Origin of the sequence: Moorella thermoacetica, from assembly GCF_001267405.1 — a bacterium.
Lineage (GTDB): Bacteria > Bacillota > DSM-521 > Neomoorellales > Neomoorellaceae > Neomoorella > Neomoorella thermoacetica.
The window spans coordinates 2,128,861-2,145,784 of the sequence record NZ_CP012369.1 but is presented as its reverse complement, the minus strand read 5'-3'; the positions used below and the strand labels follow the sequence as shown (position 1 = coordinate 2,145,784).

At 55.9% G+C, this 16,924-nt stretch carries 15 protein-coding genes, 2 pseudogenes and 1 riboswitch; of the genes and pseudogenes, 15 read left to right on the top strand and 2 right to left on the bottom strand.

Annotated elements, in window-relative coordinates; all coding sequences use genetic code 11:
- Window positions 1–47 precede the first annotated feature (47 nt).
- Both MOTHE_RS10635 and MOTHE_RS10630 read right to left on the bottom strand, forming a co-directional pair.
- Window positions 48–1,937: an S-layer homology domain-containing protein gene (locus MOTHE_RS10635; RefSeq protein WP_011393633.1), complete on the bottom strand. Its 1,890-nt coding sequence runs from the start codon at window positions 1,935–1,937 to the stop codon at window positions 48–50.
- Window positions 1,938–2,491: 554 nt separating this feature from the next.
- Window positions 2,492–3,736: pseudogene (locus MOTHE_RS10630) on the bottom strand (IS110 family RNA-guided transposase).
- Between the two features lie 242 nt (window positions 3,737–3,978).
- On the opposite strand from MOTHE_RS10630, the gene MOTHE_RS12955 reads away from it, so the two are divergent.
- From MOTHE_RS12955 to MOTHE_RS10565, 15 genes and pseudogenes are all read left to right on the top strand, one after another.
- The gene (locus MOTHE_RS12955; RefSeq protein ID WP_162490092.1) at window positions 3,979–4,392 is read left to right on the top strand and encodes a hypothetical protein; all 414 of its coding nucleotides are present in this window, start codon (window positions 3,979–3,981) and stop codon (window positions 4,390–4,392) included.
- Window positions 4,393–4,682: 290 nt separating this feature from the next.
- Window positions 4,683–4,925 carry a helix-turn-helix domain-containing protein gene (locus MOTHE_RS10620; RefSeq protein WP_011393631.1) on the top strand — a complete coding sequence of 81 codons (243 nt, stop codon included), beginning with the start codon at window positions 4,683–4,685 and terminating at the stop codon, window positions 4,923–4,925.
- Between the two features lie 36 nt (window positions 4,926–4,961).
- Window positions 4,962–5,522 (top strand): tyrosine-type recombinase/integrase, encoded by a 561-nt coding sequence (locus MOTHE_RS10615; protein ID WP_053095101.1) that lies wholly within the window; start codon window positions 4,962–4,964, stop codon window positions 5,520–5,522.
- Window positions 5,449–5,796 carry a site-specific integrase gene (locus MOTHE_RS14310; protein WP_080996791.1) on the top strand — a complete coding sequence of 116 codons (348 nt, stop codon included), beginning with the start codon at window positions 5,449–5,451 and terminating at the stop codon, window positions 5,794–5,796. Before MOTHE_RS10615 ends, MOTHE_RS14310 begins: the two co-directional genes overlap by 74 nt.
- Before the next feature lie 120 nt (window positions 5,797–5,916).
- Window positions 5,917–6,081, top strand: a pseudogene (locus MOTHE_RS13950) (site-specific integrase); the annotation flags it as partial.
- 427 nt (window positions 6,082–6,508) lie between these two features.
- Window positions 6,509–7,117, top strand: a complete 609-nt coding sequence (locus tag MOTHE_RS10610) for a 5-formyltetrahydrofolate cyclo-ligase (RefSeq protein ID WP_011393630.1) — start codon at window positions 6,509–6,511, stop codon at window positions 7,115–7,117.
- A complete protein-coding gene (locus MOTHE_RS10605) occupies window positions 7,090–8,649 on the top strand; it encodes a glycoside hydrolase family 26 protein (RefSeq protein WP_053095100.1) in 1,560 nt (519 codons plus the stop codon). Before MOTHE_RS10610 ends, MOTHE_RS10605 begins: the two co-directional genes overlap by 28 nt.
- A 134-nt stretch (window positions 8,650–8,783) precedes the next feature.
- The gene (locus MOTHE_RS10600; protein WP_053095099.1) at window positions 8,784–10,658 is read left to right on the top strand and encodes an FAD-dependent oxidoreductase; all 1,875 of its coding nucleotides are present in this window, start codon (window positions 8,784–8,786) and stop codon (window positions 10,656–10,658) included.
- A 160-nt stretch (window positions 10,659–10,818) separates the two neighbouring features.
- Window positions 10,819–10,960, top strand: a riboswitch (molybdenum cofactor riboswitch).
- A 178-nt stretch (window positions 10,961–11,138) separates the two neighbouring features.
- Complete coding sequence (locus MOTHE_RS10595) at window positions 11,139–11,324, top strand: hypothetical protein (protein WP_053095098.1); 186 nt, start codon at window positions 11,139–11,141, stop codon at window positions 11,322–11,324.
- 13 nt (window positions 11,325–11,337) lie between these two features.
- Complete coding sequence (locus tag MOTHE_RS10590) at window positions 11,338–12,567, top strand: molybdopterin molybdotransferase MoeA (RefSeq protein ID WP_053095097.1); 1,230 nt, start codon at window positions 11,338–11,340, stop codon at window positions 12,565–12,567.
- Between the two features lie 138 nt (window positions 12,568–12,705).
- The gene (locus tag MOTHE_RS10585) at window positions 12,706–13,923 is read left to right on the top strand and encodes a molybdopterin-binding protein (protein ID WP_200901606.1); all 1,218 of its coding nucleotides are present in this window, start codon (window positions 12,706–12,708) and stop codon (window positions 13,921–13,923) included.
- Between the two features lie 144 nt (window positions 13,924–14,067).
- A complete protein-coding gene (moaA, locus tag MOTHE_RS10580; protein ID WP_011393625.1) occupies window positions 14,068–15,039 on the top strand; it encodes a GTP 3',8-cyclase MoaA in 972 nt (323 codons plus the stop codon).
- 32 nt (window positions 15,040–15,071) lie between these two features.
- Window positions 15,072–15,575 carry a cyclic pyranopterin monophosphate synthase MoaC gene (gene moaC / locus MOTHE_RS10575; RefSeq protein ID WP_011393624.1) on the top strand — a complete coding sequence of 168 codons (504 nt, stop codon included), beginning with the start codon at window positions 15,072–15,074 and terminating at the stop codon, window positions 15,573–15,575.
- Entirely contained in the window at window positions 15,560–15,997 is a 438-nt protein-coding gene (locus MOTHE_RS10570) for an MOSC domain-containing protein (protein WP_011393623.1), read from the top strand. Before moaC ends, MOTHE_RS10570 begins: the two co-directional genes overlap by 16 nt.
- Window positions 15,994–16,482: a MogA/MoaB family molybdenum cofactor biosynthesis protein gene (locus tag MOTHE_RS10565; RefSeq protein ID WP_011393622.1), complete on the top strand. Its 489-nt coding sequence runs from the start codon at window positions 15,994–15,996 to the stop codon at window positions 16,480–16,482. The genes MOTHE_RS10570 and MOTHE_RS10565 overlap by 4 nt, the downstream gene beginning before the upstream one ends.
- The last annotated feature ends 442 nt before the right edge of the window (window positions 16,483–16,924 follow it).

Genomic DNA, 16,924 nt, shown 5'->3' with positions numbered 1-16,924 from the left:
CGTGATCGCGGTGCGGTCGATTGCTTGACCAAGCCGCGCTTCTGCCTTTATATTCTGCCAAGCACCCTTAGGAGCCGCAGGATCATTACCGCAGCCTCCGCACGGGTGACATGGTTCTCTGCACGGAAGGTATTGTCGGGATACCCGACAACGATGCCTTCCGCCACAGCAACGCCGACGTCCGATTTGGCCCAAGCCGGGATCATGACAGCGTCGGTGAATTTAAGCTCCATCGGGGTGACCTCCCCGAGTTTTTTCCGGAGGACGCGCGCCACTAATACAGCCATTTCTGCTCGTGTGACGGGGCGGTCGGCTTCGAAGGTCATTGTCCCATCCGGCTGAAGGTAGCCCTTAACCAGGCCTTCCTTAACCGCTATACTTACCGCGTCCTTGGCCCAGGTCGGGATGGTTGCATCATCCTTGAACTTTAGCTCCTGATTGTTGGTTGGTGTGAGCTTTAGGGCGCGCACCAAGATAGCCGCAATTTCGGCACGGGTCACTTCCAGGTCGGGCCTGAAAGTCCCGTCTGGGTAACCGGAGACAACCCCCGTCTCAACCAGCCTGTCCACCGCGTCGGCCGCCCAGTGGCCCTGCATATCCTTTAAACTTACCACTGGAGGCTGGTTTGCGGGGGGAGTTTCGGGTTTAAGTTTGATCAAGTAAACATCACTATCGGTACTGCGAGAGAATGTGTAACCCGCAATAATGTAACCACCGTCGGTCGTCTGCTGGACGGAACGTCCTTCCCCTCTTAAGGTCTTTTTCCAGAGCAAGTTACCGTCGCCATCGGTCTTGATCTGAGAATAATCGCCTACACCTGCAACAATGTAGCCGCCGTCGGTCGTCTGCTGGACGGAATAGCCTCCCTCCCAATAATTTCCCCCAAGGTTCTTTTCCCAGAGCTTGTTACCGTTGGCATCAGTCTTGATCAAGTATACGTCATCGTTACCGACACCGTAAGAGCGCGTGAAACCTGCAATAATATAGCCACCGTCGGTCGTCTGCCGGACGGAATAGCCTTTATCCCAATTACTTCCCCCGAAAGTCTTCTCCCAGACCATGTTGCCTTTAGCGTCGGTCTTGATCAGGTAAACGTTACCCTTCCCGACACTACCAGGGTCTATGTAACCTGCAATAATGTAGCCACCGTCGGTCGTCTGCTGGACGGAATAGACTTCAGTATAATTACTCCCAAAGATCCTTTCCCAAAGCGTGTCGCCATTAGTATCAGTCTTGATCAGATAAACGTTGTAAGTGTTTGTGTAACCCGCAATAATGTAACCCCCATCGGCCGTCTGCTGGACGGAACGCCCTTTTCCTCCTAAAGTCTTTTTCCATAGCCAGTAATTGTTGGTAGTATCCTCGTTAATCAGCTCTGCCCCTAACGTCTCTGGCCAATACTTTTCCCAATCCTTGGTGATATCGATCTCTTTAATCAGCTCTCCCTTTAAGGTCTTTATCCGGGCTATTCCGCCTTTGACCTCAATTAGCTCTTCTCCCTTAAAAACCTTTTCCCAGAGCTTGTTACCGTTGGCATCAGTCTTGATCAAGTATACGTCATCGTCACCGCCACCGTAAGAATGCGTGGAACCTGCAATAATGTAGCCGCCATCGGTCGTCTGCTGGACAGAATAACCTTCATCCGAACCGCTTCCACCAAAAGTCTTTTCCCAAAGCTTATTGCCATTGGCATCAGTCTTGATTAGATAAACATCGCCAGCGCCGCGAAATTGTGTGGAACCTACAATAATGTAGCCACCATCCGATGTCTGCTGGACGGAATAACCTATCCCTTTTCCGAGGGTCTTTTCCCATTCAACTTCCGGACTCTGCATTGTACTAGTTTCATCCGCGCCCCACGCAAGGCCAAAACCCGAAACAAGGAAGAAAACCAATAAAGGCACTATAAATAACCTGTATCTGCAAACCCAAAACATTACCTTTACCCTCCTTTGAACCTTTCTATAGGTTTTACTTACGGACGCCTCGCATGTTGGTGTCTCGTCCCACCTCACAGCGTAAAATTTCGGTTTCGGCTACCTTACACCATAGTATTAGTCGAAGGCCTCGTTGTAAAAGCTGGGGTTTAAAATTTCTATTCTACACATTCCTTCTTTTTCCTTCTTTGGACGTTTAAGATAAGACAATAATACTATTCCCTCCATGTAGCTCATCCGATGGGTACTTTAGGAAGGAAGTATGGCACCTCTATTTACTCCAAGGTCCTGTGGCGTGTCACCTCGGTGTCCGGCCTGTATACTACCGAGAACAGGAGATAGATTGCCAATGGAGAAGTCCGACAACCGAACCAAACTAAGCGGCAGAGGAGGAAGTCTCACGAGCGAGTTTTAGTTAGCACGAAAATAGACCTAATCAAGTGATCTTTATCAAGTAAATATGTCTACCGAGCAAGGCGCAAAAGGGTAACAAGAAATATAGCAGATGCATGAGCTTGCATCAGCTGGGTTAATTTCTTCTGGGGATATAACTGTTAAACGACCTGGTTGACTTCCCTTATCTCAAGCCCCAGCTTCCGGGCCTCTGCAATAATTTTTTTGATCCGAAACCTTTCTTGCTTTTGTTTGGCTTTCTCAAATGAAGTCTCGTCGTAGTCTGTACCGTTTTTTAGTAAGTTGTAAATGATCACCAGGAGCTTTCTGGCTAGAGCGATAAGGGCTTTCTTGGCCCCGCGGCGTTGCTTGACCTTCCAGTACCAGGACGATAAATAGCTGTTGCGTACTCGGGTGATGCACCAAGCAACTTCGCAGAGGATTCGCTTTAGATAGGTGTTACCGTGGGTGGTGCGAGTGGACTTTTTTTCCTGCACTTTCATTATTGCCGGGACTTAAGCCCGCCCAGGAACAGATATGTTCCGCAGTTTTAAAGCGGCTCATATCAATGCCGATTTCCGCCAGAATAGCGGCGGCAGCGGTTTTGTCAATCCCCGGGATGCCGTCTAGTTGCTCCAGTTGTCTTTGGTATTGGCCCAATTTTTCCTCCAGCTTTTGCTCTACCTGGTGAAGATGCTTGTAGTGCTGATCCAGCCAGCCCAGCAAAAGCTTGAGGAACTCCCTTTGGTGAACATCCATTTTGCCATTGACAGCCTGCTTGATTTCCTGGAGCTTGCACTTGGCACGACCCTTTACTAAAGTCTCTACTTCCCGGGGGATATCTTCCCATGACGGCAAAGGTGATCCATAATCGCCCGGCCCGATACCCCGAAGATATCGGTGAGGAAAGTGGAGAGCTTGAAACCGCAGCTTTGTAAGTGCTTTTCGATGCGGTTCTTTTGCGACGCAATCTCTTCGATAATACTTTTGCGGTACCGGGTTAGATTACGGAGTTCCCGGATAGGTTTGGAGGGAATAAAACTTCCTTCCAACAATCCGGCGCGCAAGAGGGTGGCTATCCATTCGGCGTCTTTCATGTCAGTCTTTTTACCGGGAACGTTTTTCATGTGCCGTGCGTTGGCAACAATCAAAACTATACTGCCGTCAAAGGCTTCTTCCAGGACGTTATATACAGGCTGCCAATAAACCCCGGTGCTTTCCATGGCCACATGCCGGCAGTCCTCCGCTTCCAGCCAGGCTTTCAGTTCTTCCAGTCCGGCCAGAAGGGTGGAAAAGGTGCGGATAATTTTTGTCGGTTCCTCGCCAACATTGCCTTTTAATAGGCAGGCGACGACAGTTTCTTTGTGGACATCGAGACCGCAACAGATTTCCAGGATGTCTTGCATGAGCTTCCTCCTGTCTCATTGGATTTCAGGGATGATTGCCCGAGAAAGTAAGAAGTTTAGCACCCGTGCTGTTCCCAAGTCCTTAAGAACAAGGGGCGACAATTGGCTGTGCTCAAAGGCAATCAGGTTAGGTTAGAGTCCGAGGTTATACCATCAAAATATACTCAACCTTTGTCCCTGATAAGTCCAATGTGGCAGAAAATCAGGCCGTTGTAATCACTTCTTCCTATTTTCATGATTGGTTGTGCCCCACTGGGCATGGCCGGTTAGAAGGAAAAAAGCCAGATCACGCTGGGGATGACGGCGCTCGGTACGGCTTCTTTCGGAGGGGCCTCTGGCTGGCCGACCTGAAGGCGGCCGCCTCGGCGGCCGGGGGAGAGAGGCAGGCCGCGGCGTTGTTGCTGGCGGTCATGTTCTCCCTGTTCCTGGCCGGGTTCCCAGCGGGGTGGATGGCAGGGGGCCGCTTCGAGGAGACGCCCCTTCCCATGTGGCTCTCCATGGCCGGGGGGTGGGTGGCCCCAGTCGCGGCCTGGTTCGCGGGCCTGGAACCGGCCTGGCCTTCCTGCTGGCCGGCGGCGTTTGCCCTGGCCTTCGCGGGGAGCTGGGCCGGGCTGGGGCTGGGGCTGCTCCTGGGGCGGAGGCGCCGGGAACAGTAAATAAAGCCCTGCGGCAGGGTACGTATTTACGTTCTGAGAGGAATTTTCACTCATACTCCCAGGGTGGCTGCACGCTGGCGGCCGGCGGAACGTGGGCGCGGGAAAATTTTTTCCCGTGCCTTTTTATTTTTTTAGAAGGGGAGGGGAAACCCCAAAAAACGGCCTCAATATCTAGAGCTTTTGAGGTATTCCAGCGTTTCTCTCATTTTTGGCTCTTCTACGGACCTTCAGGGAGCCAGACGGCTACCCGGAAGGGCTTTTTTTATGATAAAACCTTTCGGGCAAGCGAGGTGAAGGCTTACATGGACGAGGAACTGAAGAACCTGCCTGTATTCCTTACGGTCGAAGAAGCGGCTAAAACCCTGCGGTTGAAGCGGTCTACGGCGTATGAGTACGTCCAGCAGGGGTTCATCCCTTCAATCAGGCTAGGGCATTTCATCCGAGTGCCGAAAGCCCGCATCTTGGAGATGGCTGGACTTCTGGAGACAGAGAACCGACGGAAGGAAAAGGGCCAGGGGGCGGCGAATTTATAAGCCGTCCCCGTCCGGCCTTGAAAGGAGGATAGCGTCATGCGGGGACACATCAGGAAGCGGTCCGAAAATTCCTGGACCGTAGTAGTGGAGATGCCCCGTGACCCGGAGACCAAAAAGCGGCGGCAGAAATGGGTGACCGTCCACGGGACCAAGAAGGAAGCCGAAAAAGTGCTGGCGGAATTGTTATTAGAGGCTGGACAGAGAAATTATAGCGTTGAAGCAGAAAAAATAACGGTGGAAATGTATTTAAAACGGTGGCTGGAGGCGATAAAAAGCACTATCCGGGAAAGCACTTACGGCCACTATGGAAACGCAGTTGCGGCCTTCATCCCTTACATCGGCCAAATCACTCTTGCAAAGCTTAACCCTCTGCATATTCAAGAGGCTTTAAGTAAGATTTTGGATACCCGAAGCTCGGGTACCGCACGCGAATATCTGGCAATAATTAAATCCGCTTTTAATCAAGCGGTAAAATGGGAAATATTAACCAAAAGCCCTGCTATGGGCATAAAATTGCCTAAGTATGAAGTCCCGGAGAAAGAAGTATGGACTGAAGAAGAAGTTAAATACTTTTTTGCAGTCAGCCAAGGAATATAGATACTTTCCAGTTTTTTGGCTGGCCCTGTACACTGGCATGAGAATAGGGGAAATTTTAGCTCTTCGTTGGACCGACGTTGATTTGAGCAAAAAGATTATTTATGTCCGCCGCACTGTATCAGGGACCGGTTATCAGCCTCCAAAGAACAAAAGAAAAAGGCATCTCCCTATTGACCAGGATACCGCAGATCTTCTAAAAAAACATCGCAAGCGCCATATGGAGGAATGCTTGCGTTTTGGCAGAAATGGACGCCAGACATATTGGTTTTTATGACCAAAAGCGGCAGCCTCGTTTTCTAGAGATTGTTACAGTTCATTCCAATCTGCTGTTAAAAAGGCAGTGAAAAAATTTAAGATAAAACCTTTAACTGGTTTACATTAACTTCGACACACTCACGCCACAATCCTGCTTAGGCAGGGCATAAATCCAAAAATTGTGGCCGAAAGATTGGGACACGCCAGCGTAAAAATTACTCTAGACACTTATTCCCACGTCTTGCCGGACACCCAGGAAGAGGCGGTGCAAGCCATCAGAAATGCCTTAAAGAATGATGGTTAGCAACGGTTAGCAAAAGCGGTTTTTCGATCCTAAAACCCCTTGCAAATCAAGAGGTTTAATAGTATCCCCGATTTACCCCTTAATTAACAGGGACCGGGACCGTCCCGGGACCGGAATGTTTGTTTCTGTGGACGATTCTACCTGTGGATAATGTGTATAAATCTGTGATTAACCTGGAATCATGCCCTCCCCTGCTGTGGATAATTTTCCAGGGATTCCGGTGCCTATGCAAAAACCAACAGTGGATAACTGCCTTTATGCCTTGATACATAAGGATTTTAACTGTGGAAAAGCTTGTTGATAATTTTCCCGGCTCCATGTTTTTCTCATATAGTTTTTAAACTCCGGGAAGGAATTCGCCGGGGGAATGTCTAAATCCTATGAGTAGACTTTTGCCCGTTCAGGCGGGCCCGGGGAGCGCCGAGACTTGAAAAAGCAACTGCGGCGGCAAATTATCACCAGGCGTAACTCCCTGTCCCAGGCGGCCAGGGAGGAAAAAAGCGCTGTTATCACCCGACGGGTCCTGGGACTACCTGCCTGGGAAAAGGCGCGCCTTGTGATGTGCTACGTTTCCTTCGGCAGCGAGGTACTGACACCATCCCTTATCCAGGCTGCCCTGAGCCAGGGCAAGAGGGTAACCGTACCCCTGTGTATACCGGAGGGTAGACGCCTCCTGGCTTCAGAAGTCCTTGATTTCCCGGGGGATTTACAGCCCGGGACCTGGGGCATCCTGGAACCGCGGCCGGAAACCTTGCGCCCTGTAGACCCGGGGGACATCGATCTGGTCCTGGTACCCGGGGTGGCCTTTGATCGCGCCGGCAACCGGCTGGGCTACGGGGGCGGCTACTATGACCGCTTCCTGGCCACCCTGCGCCCTGGAGCCCTGACTATCGCCCTGGCCTTTGCGGAGCAGATAGTCGCCGACGTTTATCCCGAGGTCCACGACCGGCCGGTGGATATGGTGGTTACTGATCAGGAAATTATCAAACCTGGGAAGGATGAAGGTATTTGCGCAGATGGACCTGGGTTGTCTTAACCGCCATCCTCCTGGTGGTACTGGTAGTGACCGGGCGCCTGGACAAGCAGGATAGACAGCTTTCCTTCTTGATCCCGGGGGTGGCGGGGAACTCAATCTCGGGTAGTGATGATAAAAGTTGGAAAGAATACCAGAATAATTATGACGGTTTTAGCCTGGCTTATCCGGAGGACTGGCAGCAAGAAGTCATTCCCGGAGTGGCTACTATCCTGACGAAGGCCGGTTATGTCAAGCTTACCGTCCTGGCCCAGCCCCTGGGGAAAATTAGCGCCGAAGAGTACGTCCTTTACAGTAACCGCAGCCTCCAGGAGGGATGGGGCGGTATCAAACTTCAGGACCAGAAAAAGTTGAATCTAAGGGGTTACAGCGCCTGGCAGTTTGACTGGACCCGCCCGCAGCTGGGACCCGGGGATTTAAACTACTACCGCGAATACGACCTGGTGGACGGGAAAACGGTTTATACCTTTATGTTAAAGAGCAACCAGGCTAATTTTGCGGCGGCAACAAAGGATTTAAACCGGATTATCCTGACCTTTAAGCCCCTGCCGGCTGCGGGAGCCCCTCCCTTGCCGCCGGCACCGCCGGTGCGGCGGGAGGTTGCCATCGAAGGCCAGCACCACCGCCTGGTAATCCCAGCCGACAAGACCCTGTGGGGGATTCTCAATCCCCACAAGCTGGGCCAGATGCAATACTTTGATAAGTTGCTGCCCCTGGAGAAACAACTGGACTTCAAGTTCCAGTTCTTGATTACCTATGCCGCCTTTGATACCAAATTCAACACAGCGGAATTACAAAAAATCTATAACGACAACCGCGTCCTTATGGTTGCCCTGCAGCCCTGGTGGTACGGTAAGAAGAACGATACTTCCTTGATTGGTCTCGTCCAGGGCAAATACGACTCGATTTTACGGGTGTGGGCGCGGCAGTTTAAGAACCTGGGCGACCCGGTCTTTGTCCGTTTCGGCAACGAGATGAACGGCGACTGGTCTACCTGGTCGTCCTGGTACACCGGCAAGGATACGGATATTTATAAAATGGCCTGGGAACATGTCTATAACCTCTTCAAGGCTGAAGGGGCGAACAATGTAATCTTTGTTTTCAACCCCCACGACCGCTCTTTCCCCAACTTTAAGTGGAATAACTACCTGCTTTACTATCCCGGGGATAAAACTGTGGACTGGATCGGCTTGACGGGTTATAACAACGGTACCAGCTATGCCGCCGACGTCTGGCGGGACTTCGACGCCATCTATGACCCCCTTTACCGGGAGTACATGCACTACTTCCCGGACAAGCCCTTTATGATTACGGAGTTCTCGAGCAACGAGGAGGGCAGCGATAAAGCAGCCTGGATTCGCCAGTGCTTCCAGCACATGGCCACCCGCTACCCAAACATCAAGATCGCCGTATGGTTTAACCAGGTCGATGGCAAGTGGCTGTACAACCTGGATTCTTCGCCCCGGAGTTTTGCCGCCTTTAAGGAAGGCCTGAAGGATCCCCACTACCAATTCCAGGCGGTAGTCCCGCGGTAGGCAGGAGAGACATTCATGTCGTGTCCGGGCGGCGCTGTCAGGGACCTAGAGCTACAGTTGGCCCTCCCGGGCAGCAAGGGGCCCGGCCAAAATCGAGGGGCTATAGGGGATTTAAGGACAAGGGATGTGATTTCTTGCAGGGTAAAAAGAGGTTATTCTTTTCCCTGGGTACAGTTATACTGTTAGTTGCCCTGGCGGGCTGGCGTGTCTGGGCCTGGCGGGCCACAACATCTTCCGGGCCGGACCCGTCCCAATTCCCGCCGGCGCCAGCGCCGGCGGCCGGGGCCAGCTACGACGTCCTGGTCGTTGGCGGTCAGCCGGAAGGGGTGGCGGCGGCCATCGCCGCCGCCCGCCAGGGGGCGAAAGTCCTCCTGGTGGAGAAACGTGACGGCCTGGGCGGTCTCTTTACCTACGGCTGGCTGAACTTTATTGATATGAACTACGGTCCCCATTATGAACTTTTGACCCGGGGGACCTTCCAGGAGTTTTACCGCCGGGTCCACGGCAGCGTTTTTGATGTGGCCGAGGCTAAAAAGGTCCTGGCGGATATGGTCGGCCGCTACCCGAACCTGGCCTTAAGCCTCAATACCTCTTTTAAGGAACCTATTCTCGAGGACAACAAGCTGGTAGGCATCAAGGCCGTCAAAGACGGCCGGGAGCTGCCCTTTTACGCCAGCCGGGTCATTGACGCCACCCAGAACGCCGATGTCGCCGCCGCCGCGGGCGTGCCCTACACCGTGGGCGCCGAGGATATTGGGGAAAAGGACCGGCGCCAGGCGGTAACCCTGGTCTTTCGCCTGGGCGGTGTGGACTGGCAGGCCCTGGCGAGGGCCGTGGGCAGCCAGATCAAGGACGCTAAGATTTCCGACCGGGCGGCTTGGGGATTTGGCAGTATCGCCAGAGGTTACCAGCCATCCACCCCCCGGTTGCGCCTGCGGGGGTTTAATATTGCTCGCCAGGACGACGGCAGCGTCTTTATCAACGCCCTGCAGATCTTTGGCGTTGACGGCTTGAGCGCTGCTTCCCGGGAAGAGGCTATAAAGCTGGCCCAAAGGGAACTGCCGGCTATTACCGATTTTTTACGGTCCCACATGCCCGGTTTTGCCGGCGCCCGGCTCCTGGGCGCGGCGCCGGAACTCTATATCCGGGAAACCCGGCATATCAAGGCCCTTTACCAGCTGGACTTGAACGACGTCCTTTTTAACCGTTACTTTCCCGATGCCATTGCCCTGGGCTCCTACCCGGTGGACGTCCAGGCCACCTCGCCTGAGGATACGGGTTATGTCTACGGCCGGCCGGAGGTCTACAGCATTCCCTTCCGCTCCCTGGTGCCGGAGAAAATCGATAACCTCCTGGTGGTGGGGCGTTCGGCCGGCTACACCCACCTGGCTGCCGGCAGCGCCCGGGTGGTACCCATTGGCATGGCTACCGGCGACGCCGCCGGGGTGGCGGCCGTTTATTCTCTGCAGGTAAATAAGAACTTTCGGGAACTGGCGGCCAGCCCCCGGGACATTAAGGCCATCCAGGACAAACTGGTGAAGATGGGGGCCTACCTCAAGGATTATCATATAAAGAACCCCCTGGAGAATCACTGGGCCTTTGAAGGTTTAAAATTTGTCAACCACTGGGGCCTGATTGTCGCCGGTTATAATAACGACTGGAAGCTGGACACCCCCATCAGCCGTATCAGTTTTTATTATATGACGGCCAATGCCTTAAAGAGGGCGGCCGGCCGGGCCAACCTGGTGGCAGCCAGGGCGGAGGTTTTAAAACCCTACCTGGAAGGCGGCAACTTGAACCGGGGTGACGCAGCCAAACTTCTCTTGACCTACCTGGGGGTAGACGCCAGCACTCTGGACCCCGGAGCAGCCGTGGCCATGGCTGGAGAAAAGGGACTTCTGCCCCTGGAGCATACGAGCAGCGATCCGGCCGGGGCAGTTACCGGAGCCGAAGCTTACTACGCTACGGAAAGATTATGCGCCCTGCTGGCCAAGGGAAGCTCCAGGTAAGGCTTGATTGATTTTTTGCAGGGCATGAGAAATTGCACCGTTCCACCGCGGAAAGAAGGCCGACAGCCCCTCACCGCCCATAAATTGTAAGAGCCGGGATTGACAGGCATTTGGAAAGAGCGCCCTTGTCACTCGTTTTAGGTTATGCTAAAATGAACATAACTCTATAAACCTCCGAGCCAGTGGGCCTAAGGTTTTCGGCTATGGCTGCTGGCCTCCTGCCTGCTTGCCAGGCAGCGACGGGGTAGGCGGGGAAACCGGCCTGCCTCCCGGAATGGGAAAGGAGTATTTGACCCGGTGGTCAACCGGGCCGGATAGCTTCAGCACCCTTTCCGGGTGCCTTTAATTTTTTGCGAGCCGTTTAAACGGCCCTGCTACGAACGAAAACCCCGGGCTGGTATGTGCTGGTAGGAGGCGATCCCGGCTCGAAGGCAAACAGGGCCAGCCAAGGAGGAGTTATTTTAGAGGAGGCTTTTTATCATGGTCAACCAGGACGCCATTCGAGCGGCGGTAAAAGAAGCAGCGGACGGCCACGGCGGCAAGCTGCCCTGCGCCGTAGCCCAGGAGGTTGCCCGCCGCCTTAAGGTACCAATGCGGGAAGTAGGCCGGGCAGCCGATGAGTTGAAGATAAAAATTATCCAGTGTCAGCTGGGGTGTTTCGAGTAGCAGGGGGAGAGGCATGGAACTTTTTCAAGTAATAACCCTGGCGGAGGCCCGCAGGCAATTGGGGCGCTACTGGCCCCTACCTGGGCGGCGGGAGATGGTTGTACCCCTGACGGAAGCCCTGGGACGGGAACTGGTACGACCGGTGGTGGCCGGGGAAGATGTCCCCGGTTTCGACCGCGCCACCATGGACGGCTATGCCGTCCGGGCGGTTGATACCTTTAGCGCCCGGGAAGGTGAACCCGTCCTTTTGCGCCTGGCCGGGGAGGTACCCATGGGGCAAAAAGCCGGAGTCAGGGTTAACCCCGGAGAAGCCGTAGCCGTGGCCACAGGAAGTATGCTACCGCCCGGGGCGGATGCGGTGGTTATGATCGAAAACACCGAGGTCCTCGAGGACGATCGGGTCGCCGTCTATAAGCCGGCAGCCCCCGGCCAGGACCTGGTACGGCAGGGATCCGACGTCCGGGCCGGTGCCACCGTCCTCGAGGCCGGCCATCGCCTGCGCCCCCAGGACCTGGGCGTACTGGCCAGCCTGGGCATCAACAGGGTTCCGGTATACGAACCCTGGCGGGTGGGCATCCTGGCCACGGGGAATGAAATCGTCCCCCCGGAGGTCCAGGCTGGTCCCGGCCAGGTGCGGGATATTAATTCCTATACCCTTTACGGCCTGGTACGTGATTGCGGTGCTGAAGCCACCCTCTACGGCATCGCCCCCGACGACCTGGAAACCTTGACAGCCCGGGTCCAGGAAGCCCTGGCGGAAAACCACCTGGTGCTCCTCTCCGGAGGAAGTTCCGTCGGCACCCGGGATTTAACCGTGCAGGTCCTGGCTGGCCTGGGACAGCCGGGTATCCTCTTCCACGGCTTAGCCATTCGCCCGGGTAAACCAACCCTGGCGGCCCTGGCCGGCACAAAGATGGTCTTCGGCCTGCCCGGTCACCCGGTTTCCGCCATGGTGAGCTTTAAGGTCCTCCTCGAACCCCTGCTACGTTACGGCGGTTATGAGGGCCCGGCCGGCAGGGGGACGGTCACGGCGACCCTGGGCAGTCCAATTCCTTCTACTCCCGGCCGGGAGGACTATATCCGCGTCCGCCTGGAAGCAGGCCCGGATGGGTTCCTGGCCGTACCGGTACCAGGAGGTTCGAGTATAATCTCATCCATGATCCAGGCCGACGGCCTGGTAACCATTCCCCTGGAGGAAGAGGGCCTGGAAGCCGGTACGAAGGTAGAGGTGGAACTCTTTTAGGTACTTGATGCCGTTAAAGTTGTTAAATTTTACTTTATGATACAATGGTCCATAAAACGGAGAGAAAGCGGAGAGAAACCGGAGAGGGTCCGGAAAGTCTGATTAAGTTGTATTAAACCCCTGGAGGAAGGGTTGCTATTGGCACGCAAGGTCTTTGTCCCCAGCCGGCCCTGGCAGGAGGCCCTGGAGGAATTTCTGGGAGCTTTAAGGTCCAGCGGCTACCTGGCCGGGTTGCCGACTGAAGAAATAGACGTTACCCAGGCCCTGGGACGGGTGACGGCGGCTCCTGTCTATGCCGCCATCTCCTCGCCCCATTATCCGGCCGCAGCCATGGACGGCATCGCCGTCCGGGCGGAAACGACCTTTGGCGCCAGTGAACAGGAACCCCTGGAACTGGCCCTGGACCGGGAAGCCGTGGTTGTAGATACCGGCGACCCCCTGCCGGAAGGCTTTGATGCCGTCATTATGGTGGAAGAGGTTGCCTTCCAGGATAAAACTACCGCCATTATCAAGCGACCGGCCGTCCCGGGGCAGAATGTCCGGCCTGTGGGGGAAGATATCACCGCCGGGGAGATGCTGGTGCCGGCAGGCCACAGCCTGACCCCTTATGACCTGGGTGGCCTCCTTGCCGCCGGGGTTACCAGGGTGACCGTCCGGCCCCGGCCGCGGGTGGCCATCCTGCCCACGGGTACGGAGATTGTACCGCCGAATCCCAACCCGGCCCCCGGGGAGATCCTGGAATCCAACGGCACCATGCTGGCCGCCCTGGTGAGCCAGTGGGGCGGCGTGCCGGAGGTTTACCCTATCACCCCTGACGATTACCAGCTTTTAAAAGAACGCCTGGACCGGGCCCTGGAGGAAAAGGACCTGGTGCTCATCAATGCCGGTTCCTCAGCCGGCCGCGATGATTATACGGCCCGCCTGGTAGAAGAAACGGGACACCTCCTGACCCACGGTGTGGCTACCAGGCCGGGCAAACCTGTAATCCTGGGGATCGTCAGGGATAAGCCGGTGATCGGCGTGCCCGGTTACCCGGTATCGGCCGCCCTCTGCGCCGAACTCTTCGCCAAGCCGGTCCTTTATTACCGCCAGGGTATCAAACCACCGGCACGGGAACAGGTGCGGGCCGTCCTGGGCCGTAAGATCCATTCCCCCCTGGGCCGGGAAGAGTTTGTCCGCGTCCGCCTGGAATGGGAGGGGGACAGGCTGGTGGCTACTCCTACTTCGCGGGGGGCAGGAACGATCATGGCCCTGGCCCGGGCCGACGGCATAGTGGTGGTCCCGCGTTTGTCCGAAGGTTTCCCCGCCGGGCAGGAAGTAACGGTCAATCTCCTGCGGCCCCTATCAGGCCGCTAGCACCCTGCCCGGTACATATATTGGGGGCTGGCAGGTTGCATTTTCAGGGAATGCGTTAGCAGGGAGGCCCCGGGCGGTATTTGTCTAGAGGCAGGACCATGGAGCCCGGGCAAGGATCATTTCCGGCAGAAAGAGGGAAAACCGGTGCAGGACACCTTTCAACGCCAGATAAACTACCTGCGCATCGCCATTACCGATCGCTGTAACCTGCGCTGCCGTTATTGTATGCCGGCCACGGGGGTGCCCTTGAAGGGTCACGAGGATATCCTGCGCCTGGAAGAGATCGCCACCCTGGCCCGGGTAGCTGCCGGTACTGGTATCAGCCGGATTCGCCTCACCGGGGGCGAGCCCCTGGTCCGGAAAAACGTGGTGACCCTGGTGCGGGAACTGGCGGCCATTCCCGGCCTGGAGGAGATCTCCCTGACAACCAACGGCATCTTCCTGGGGGCCCTGGCCTTTTCTTTAAAAGAGGCCGGACTGAAGCGGGTGAATATCAGCCTGGACACCCTGAAGAAGGACCGCTACCGCTATATCACCCGCCGCGGCAACATCACCAGCGTCTGGCAGGGCATCCGGGCGGCCCTGGCCGCTGGCCTGACGCCGGTTAAACTCAATGTCGTCATTACGCGGGGCTTTAACGACGATGAGATCCTGGATTTTGCCCGGCTGGCCAGGGAAGAACCCCTGCATATCCGTTTTATCGAGCTCATGCCCATTGGTACGGCGGCCGCCTCCGGTACCGCTTATGTGCCGGCGGAGGAGATTAAGGGCCGGATCAGCCGGGTTTACCCCCTGGAACCCTTCCCGGACCTGGCAACCAACGGGCCGGCAGCCAATTTCAGGCTGGTCGGCGGCCGGGGAAGTGTGGGATTTATCACCCCCATGTCCAATCACTTCTGTTCCCGCTGTAACCGCCTGCGCCTGACGGCAGACGGCAAGCTCAGGCCCTGCCTCTACTGGGACGGGGAGATAGATATCAAAGGGCCTTTGCGTGCCGGGGCTCCGGAGACCGAACTGGCGGCTATTTTTGCCCGGGCCGTCAGCTTGAAGCCCGCCGAACACCACATGGAGAACGGCTGGCGCCAGCCCCGGGCCATGTCCCAGATAGGCGGCTGAAACGTGGGAAGTGAGAGGGAGGAACTTCCGCTATGAGCAATCCTCTTACCCACCTCGATACAAAAGGGCAGGCGCGCATGGTTGACGTCGGCGCCAAGGCAGTCACCGAAAGGATGGCTGTCGCCAGGGGTCGGGTGCTCATGAGCAAGGATACCCTGAGCCTGATCATAGAGGGTGGGATGCCCAAGGGTGACGTCCTGGCCGTGGCGCGGGTGGCCGGCATTATGGCCGCCAAACAGACAGGGAGCCTGATCCCCCTCTGCCACCCCCTCCCGGTGAGCGCTGTCAGCGTCGATTTTCGCCCCGACCCGGAGGCCGGGGCTGTCGAAATCGAAGCCCGGGTGAAGACGGTCAGCCAGACGGGGGTGGAGATGGAAGCCCTGACGGCAGTGAGCGTGGCCGCCCTGACTATCTATGACATGTGCAAAGCCGTTGAGCGGGGTATGGTTATCGATAAAATCAGGCTAATCGAAAAGACTGGTGGCCGCAGCGGCCACTTCTTGCGGGAAGGGGAGCAGCCATGGGCAGAATCGTAGCCGTCTGTACCTCGGCCAACAAGGGTGAGCGAAAAAAGAATATCGGCCGGGGGATGCTCATTGCCAACTACGGCCTTAAGGGGGACGCCCACGCCGGGCCATGGCACCGCCAGGTGAGCCTGCTGGCCATGGAAAGCATCGCCAAAATGCAGGCTAAAGGCCTGAAGGTCGGTCCCGGCGACTTCGCCGAGAACCTGACCACCGAAGGCATTGACCTGGTTTCCCTGCCGGTGGGCACCAGGTTAAAGATCGGCCCGAGTGTCCTGGCCGAGGTTACCCAGATCGGTAAACAATGTCACAGCCGCTGCGCCATTTACCAGCAGGCCGGCGACTGCGTCATGCCCCGTGAAGGTATCTTCGTGGCCATCCTCACGGGCGGACCGGTTCAGGTGGGCGACCATATCGAGGTGGTGGCCTCGTGATCCGGGTAGCAATCCTTACGGCCAGCGATAAGGGCTCCCGGGGCGAGCGGGAGGATAAGAGCGCGACCATTATACGGGAGATGGTGGCGGATCTCGGCGAAGTGGTGGCTTATGCGGTCGTTCCCGATGAACGCCAGCTCCTGGCCGCTAAACTGCGGGAGTTCTGCGATGAGGTGGGAGCCGACCTGGTCCTCACTACCGGCGGTACCGGTTTTAGCCCCCGGGACGTCACCCCCGAGGCCACCCGGGATGTCATCGATAGGGAGGTACCGGGCTTGCCTGAGGCCATGCGGGCCGCCGGCCTAAAGGTAACCCCCCAGGCCATGCTCTCCCGGGCCATAGCCGGCATCCGGGGGAAGTCCCTGATTGTCAACCTGCCCGGCAGTCCCAAGGGGGTGCGGGAAAACCTGGCGGCAATATTGCCGGCCCTGCCCCACGGCCTGGCCATCTTAAAGGGCGAGGCCGGCGAGTGCGGGCAGCCTTAAGGGAAGGGCGCCGTAGCCACTTCCGGTAATTAAGAAGCCTCGCTATGCCATGGGCATAGCGGGGCTTTTTTATTTGATATAACAGGTTTAAAGTACTACACAACGGTTATCACTAAAAATGTTTGGCAAAGGAGGATATAAATTTCTTATGTCGAATAAAAAAATAAAATAAAATAAAATTTTGAGAAGGCTTGCAGGCATGATTGAAAACGCCGTTGTTACCAAAATAAATACCAATAGAGGAAGTATCTCAATATCACTGTAAAAAATACTAATCCTCTAGCTCACACATACAAAACCCCTTTTCGCGTACCTTACCTAGCCGGGACTGCCCTTCGTGGATTTTTCTGCTGGTTATTAGAGGGAGAGCCCCCTTTTCCCTGCGCCATCAAAGTTTTTGGTTACACTACCCCGTGCTCGTCCACGGTCGCTGGTTGTGAAC

Coding starts and splice junctions, on each gene's coding strand:
- MOTHE_RS10635 (WP_011393633.1), bottom strand. CDS start 1,937: ATGTTTTGGGTTTGCAGATACAGGTTATTTATAGTGCCTTTATTGGTT.
- MOTHE_RS10615 (WP_053095101.1), top strand. CDS start 4,962: ATGCGGGGACACATCAGGAAGCGGTCCGAAAATTCCTGGACCGTAGTA.
- MOTHE_RS14310 (WP_080996791.1), top strand. CDS start 5,449: ATGAAGTCCCGGAGAAAGAAGTATGGACTGAAGAAGAAGTTAAATACT.
- MOTHE_RS10595 (WP_053095098.1), top strand. CDS start 11,139: ATGGTCAACCAGGACGCCATTCGAGCGGCGGTAAAAGAAGCAGCGGAC.
- MOTHE_RS10590 (WP_053095097.1), top strand. CDS start 11,338: ATGGAACTTTTTCAAGTAATAACCCTGGCGGAGGCCCGCAGGCAATTG.
- moaC (WP_011393624.1), top strand. CDS start 15,072: ATGAGCAATCCTCTTACCCACCTCGATACAAAAGGGCAGGCGCGCATG.
- MOTHE_RS10570 (WP_011393623.1), top strand. CDS start 15,560: ATGGGCAGAATCGTAGCCGTCTGTACCTCGGCCAACAAGGGTGAGCGA.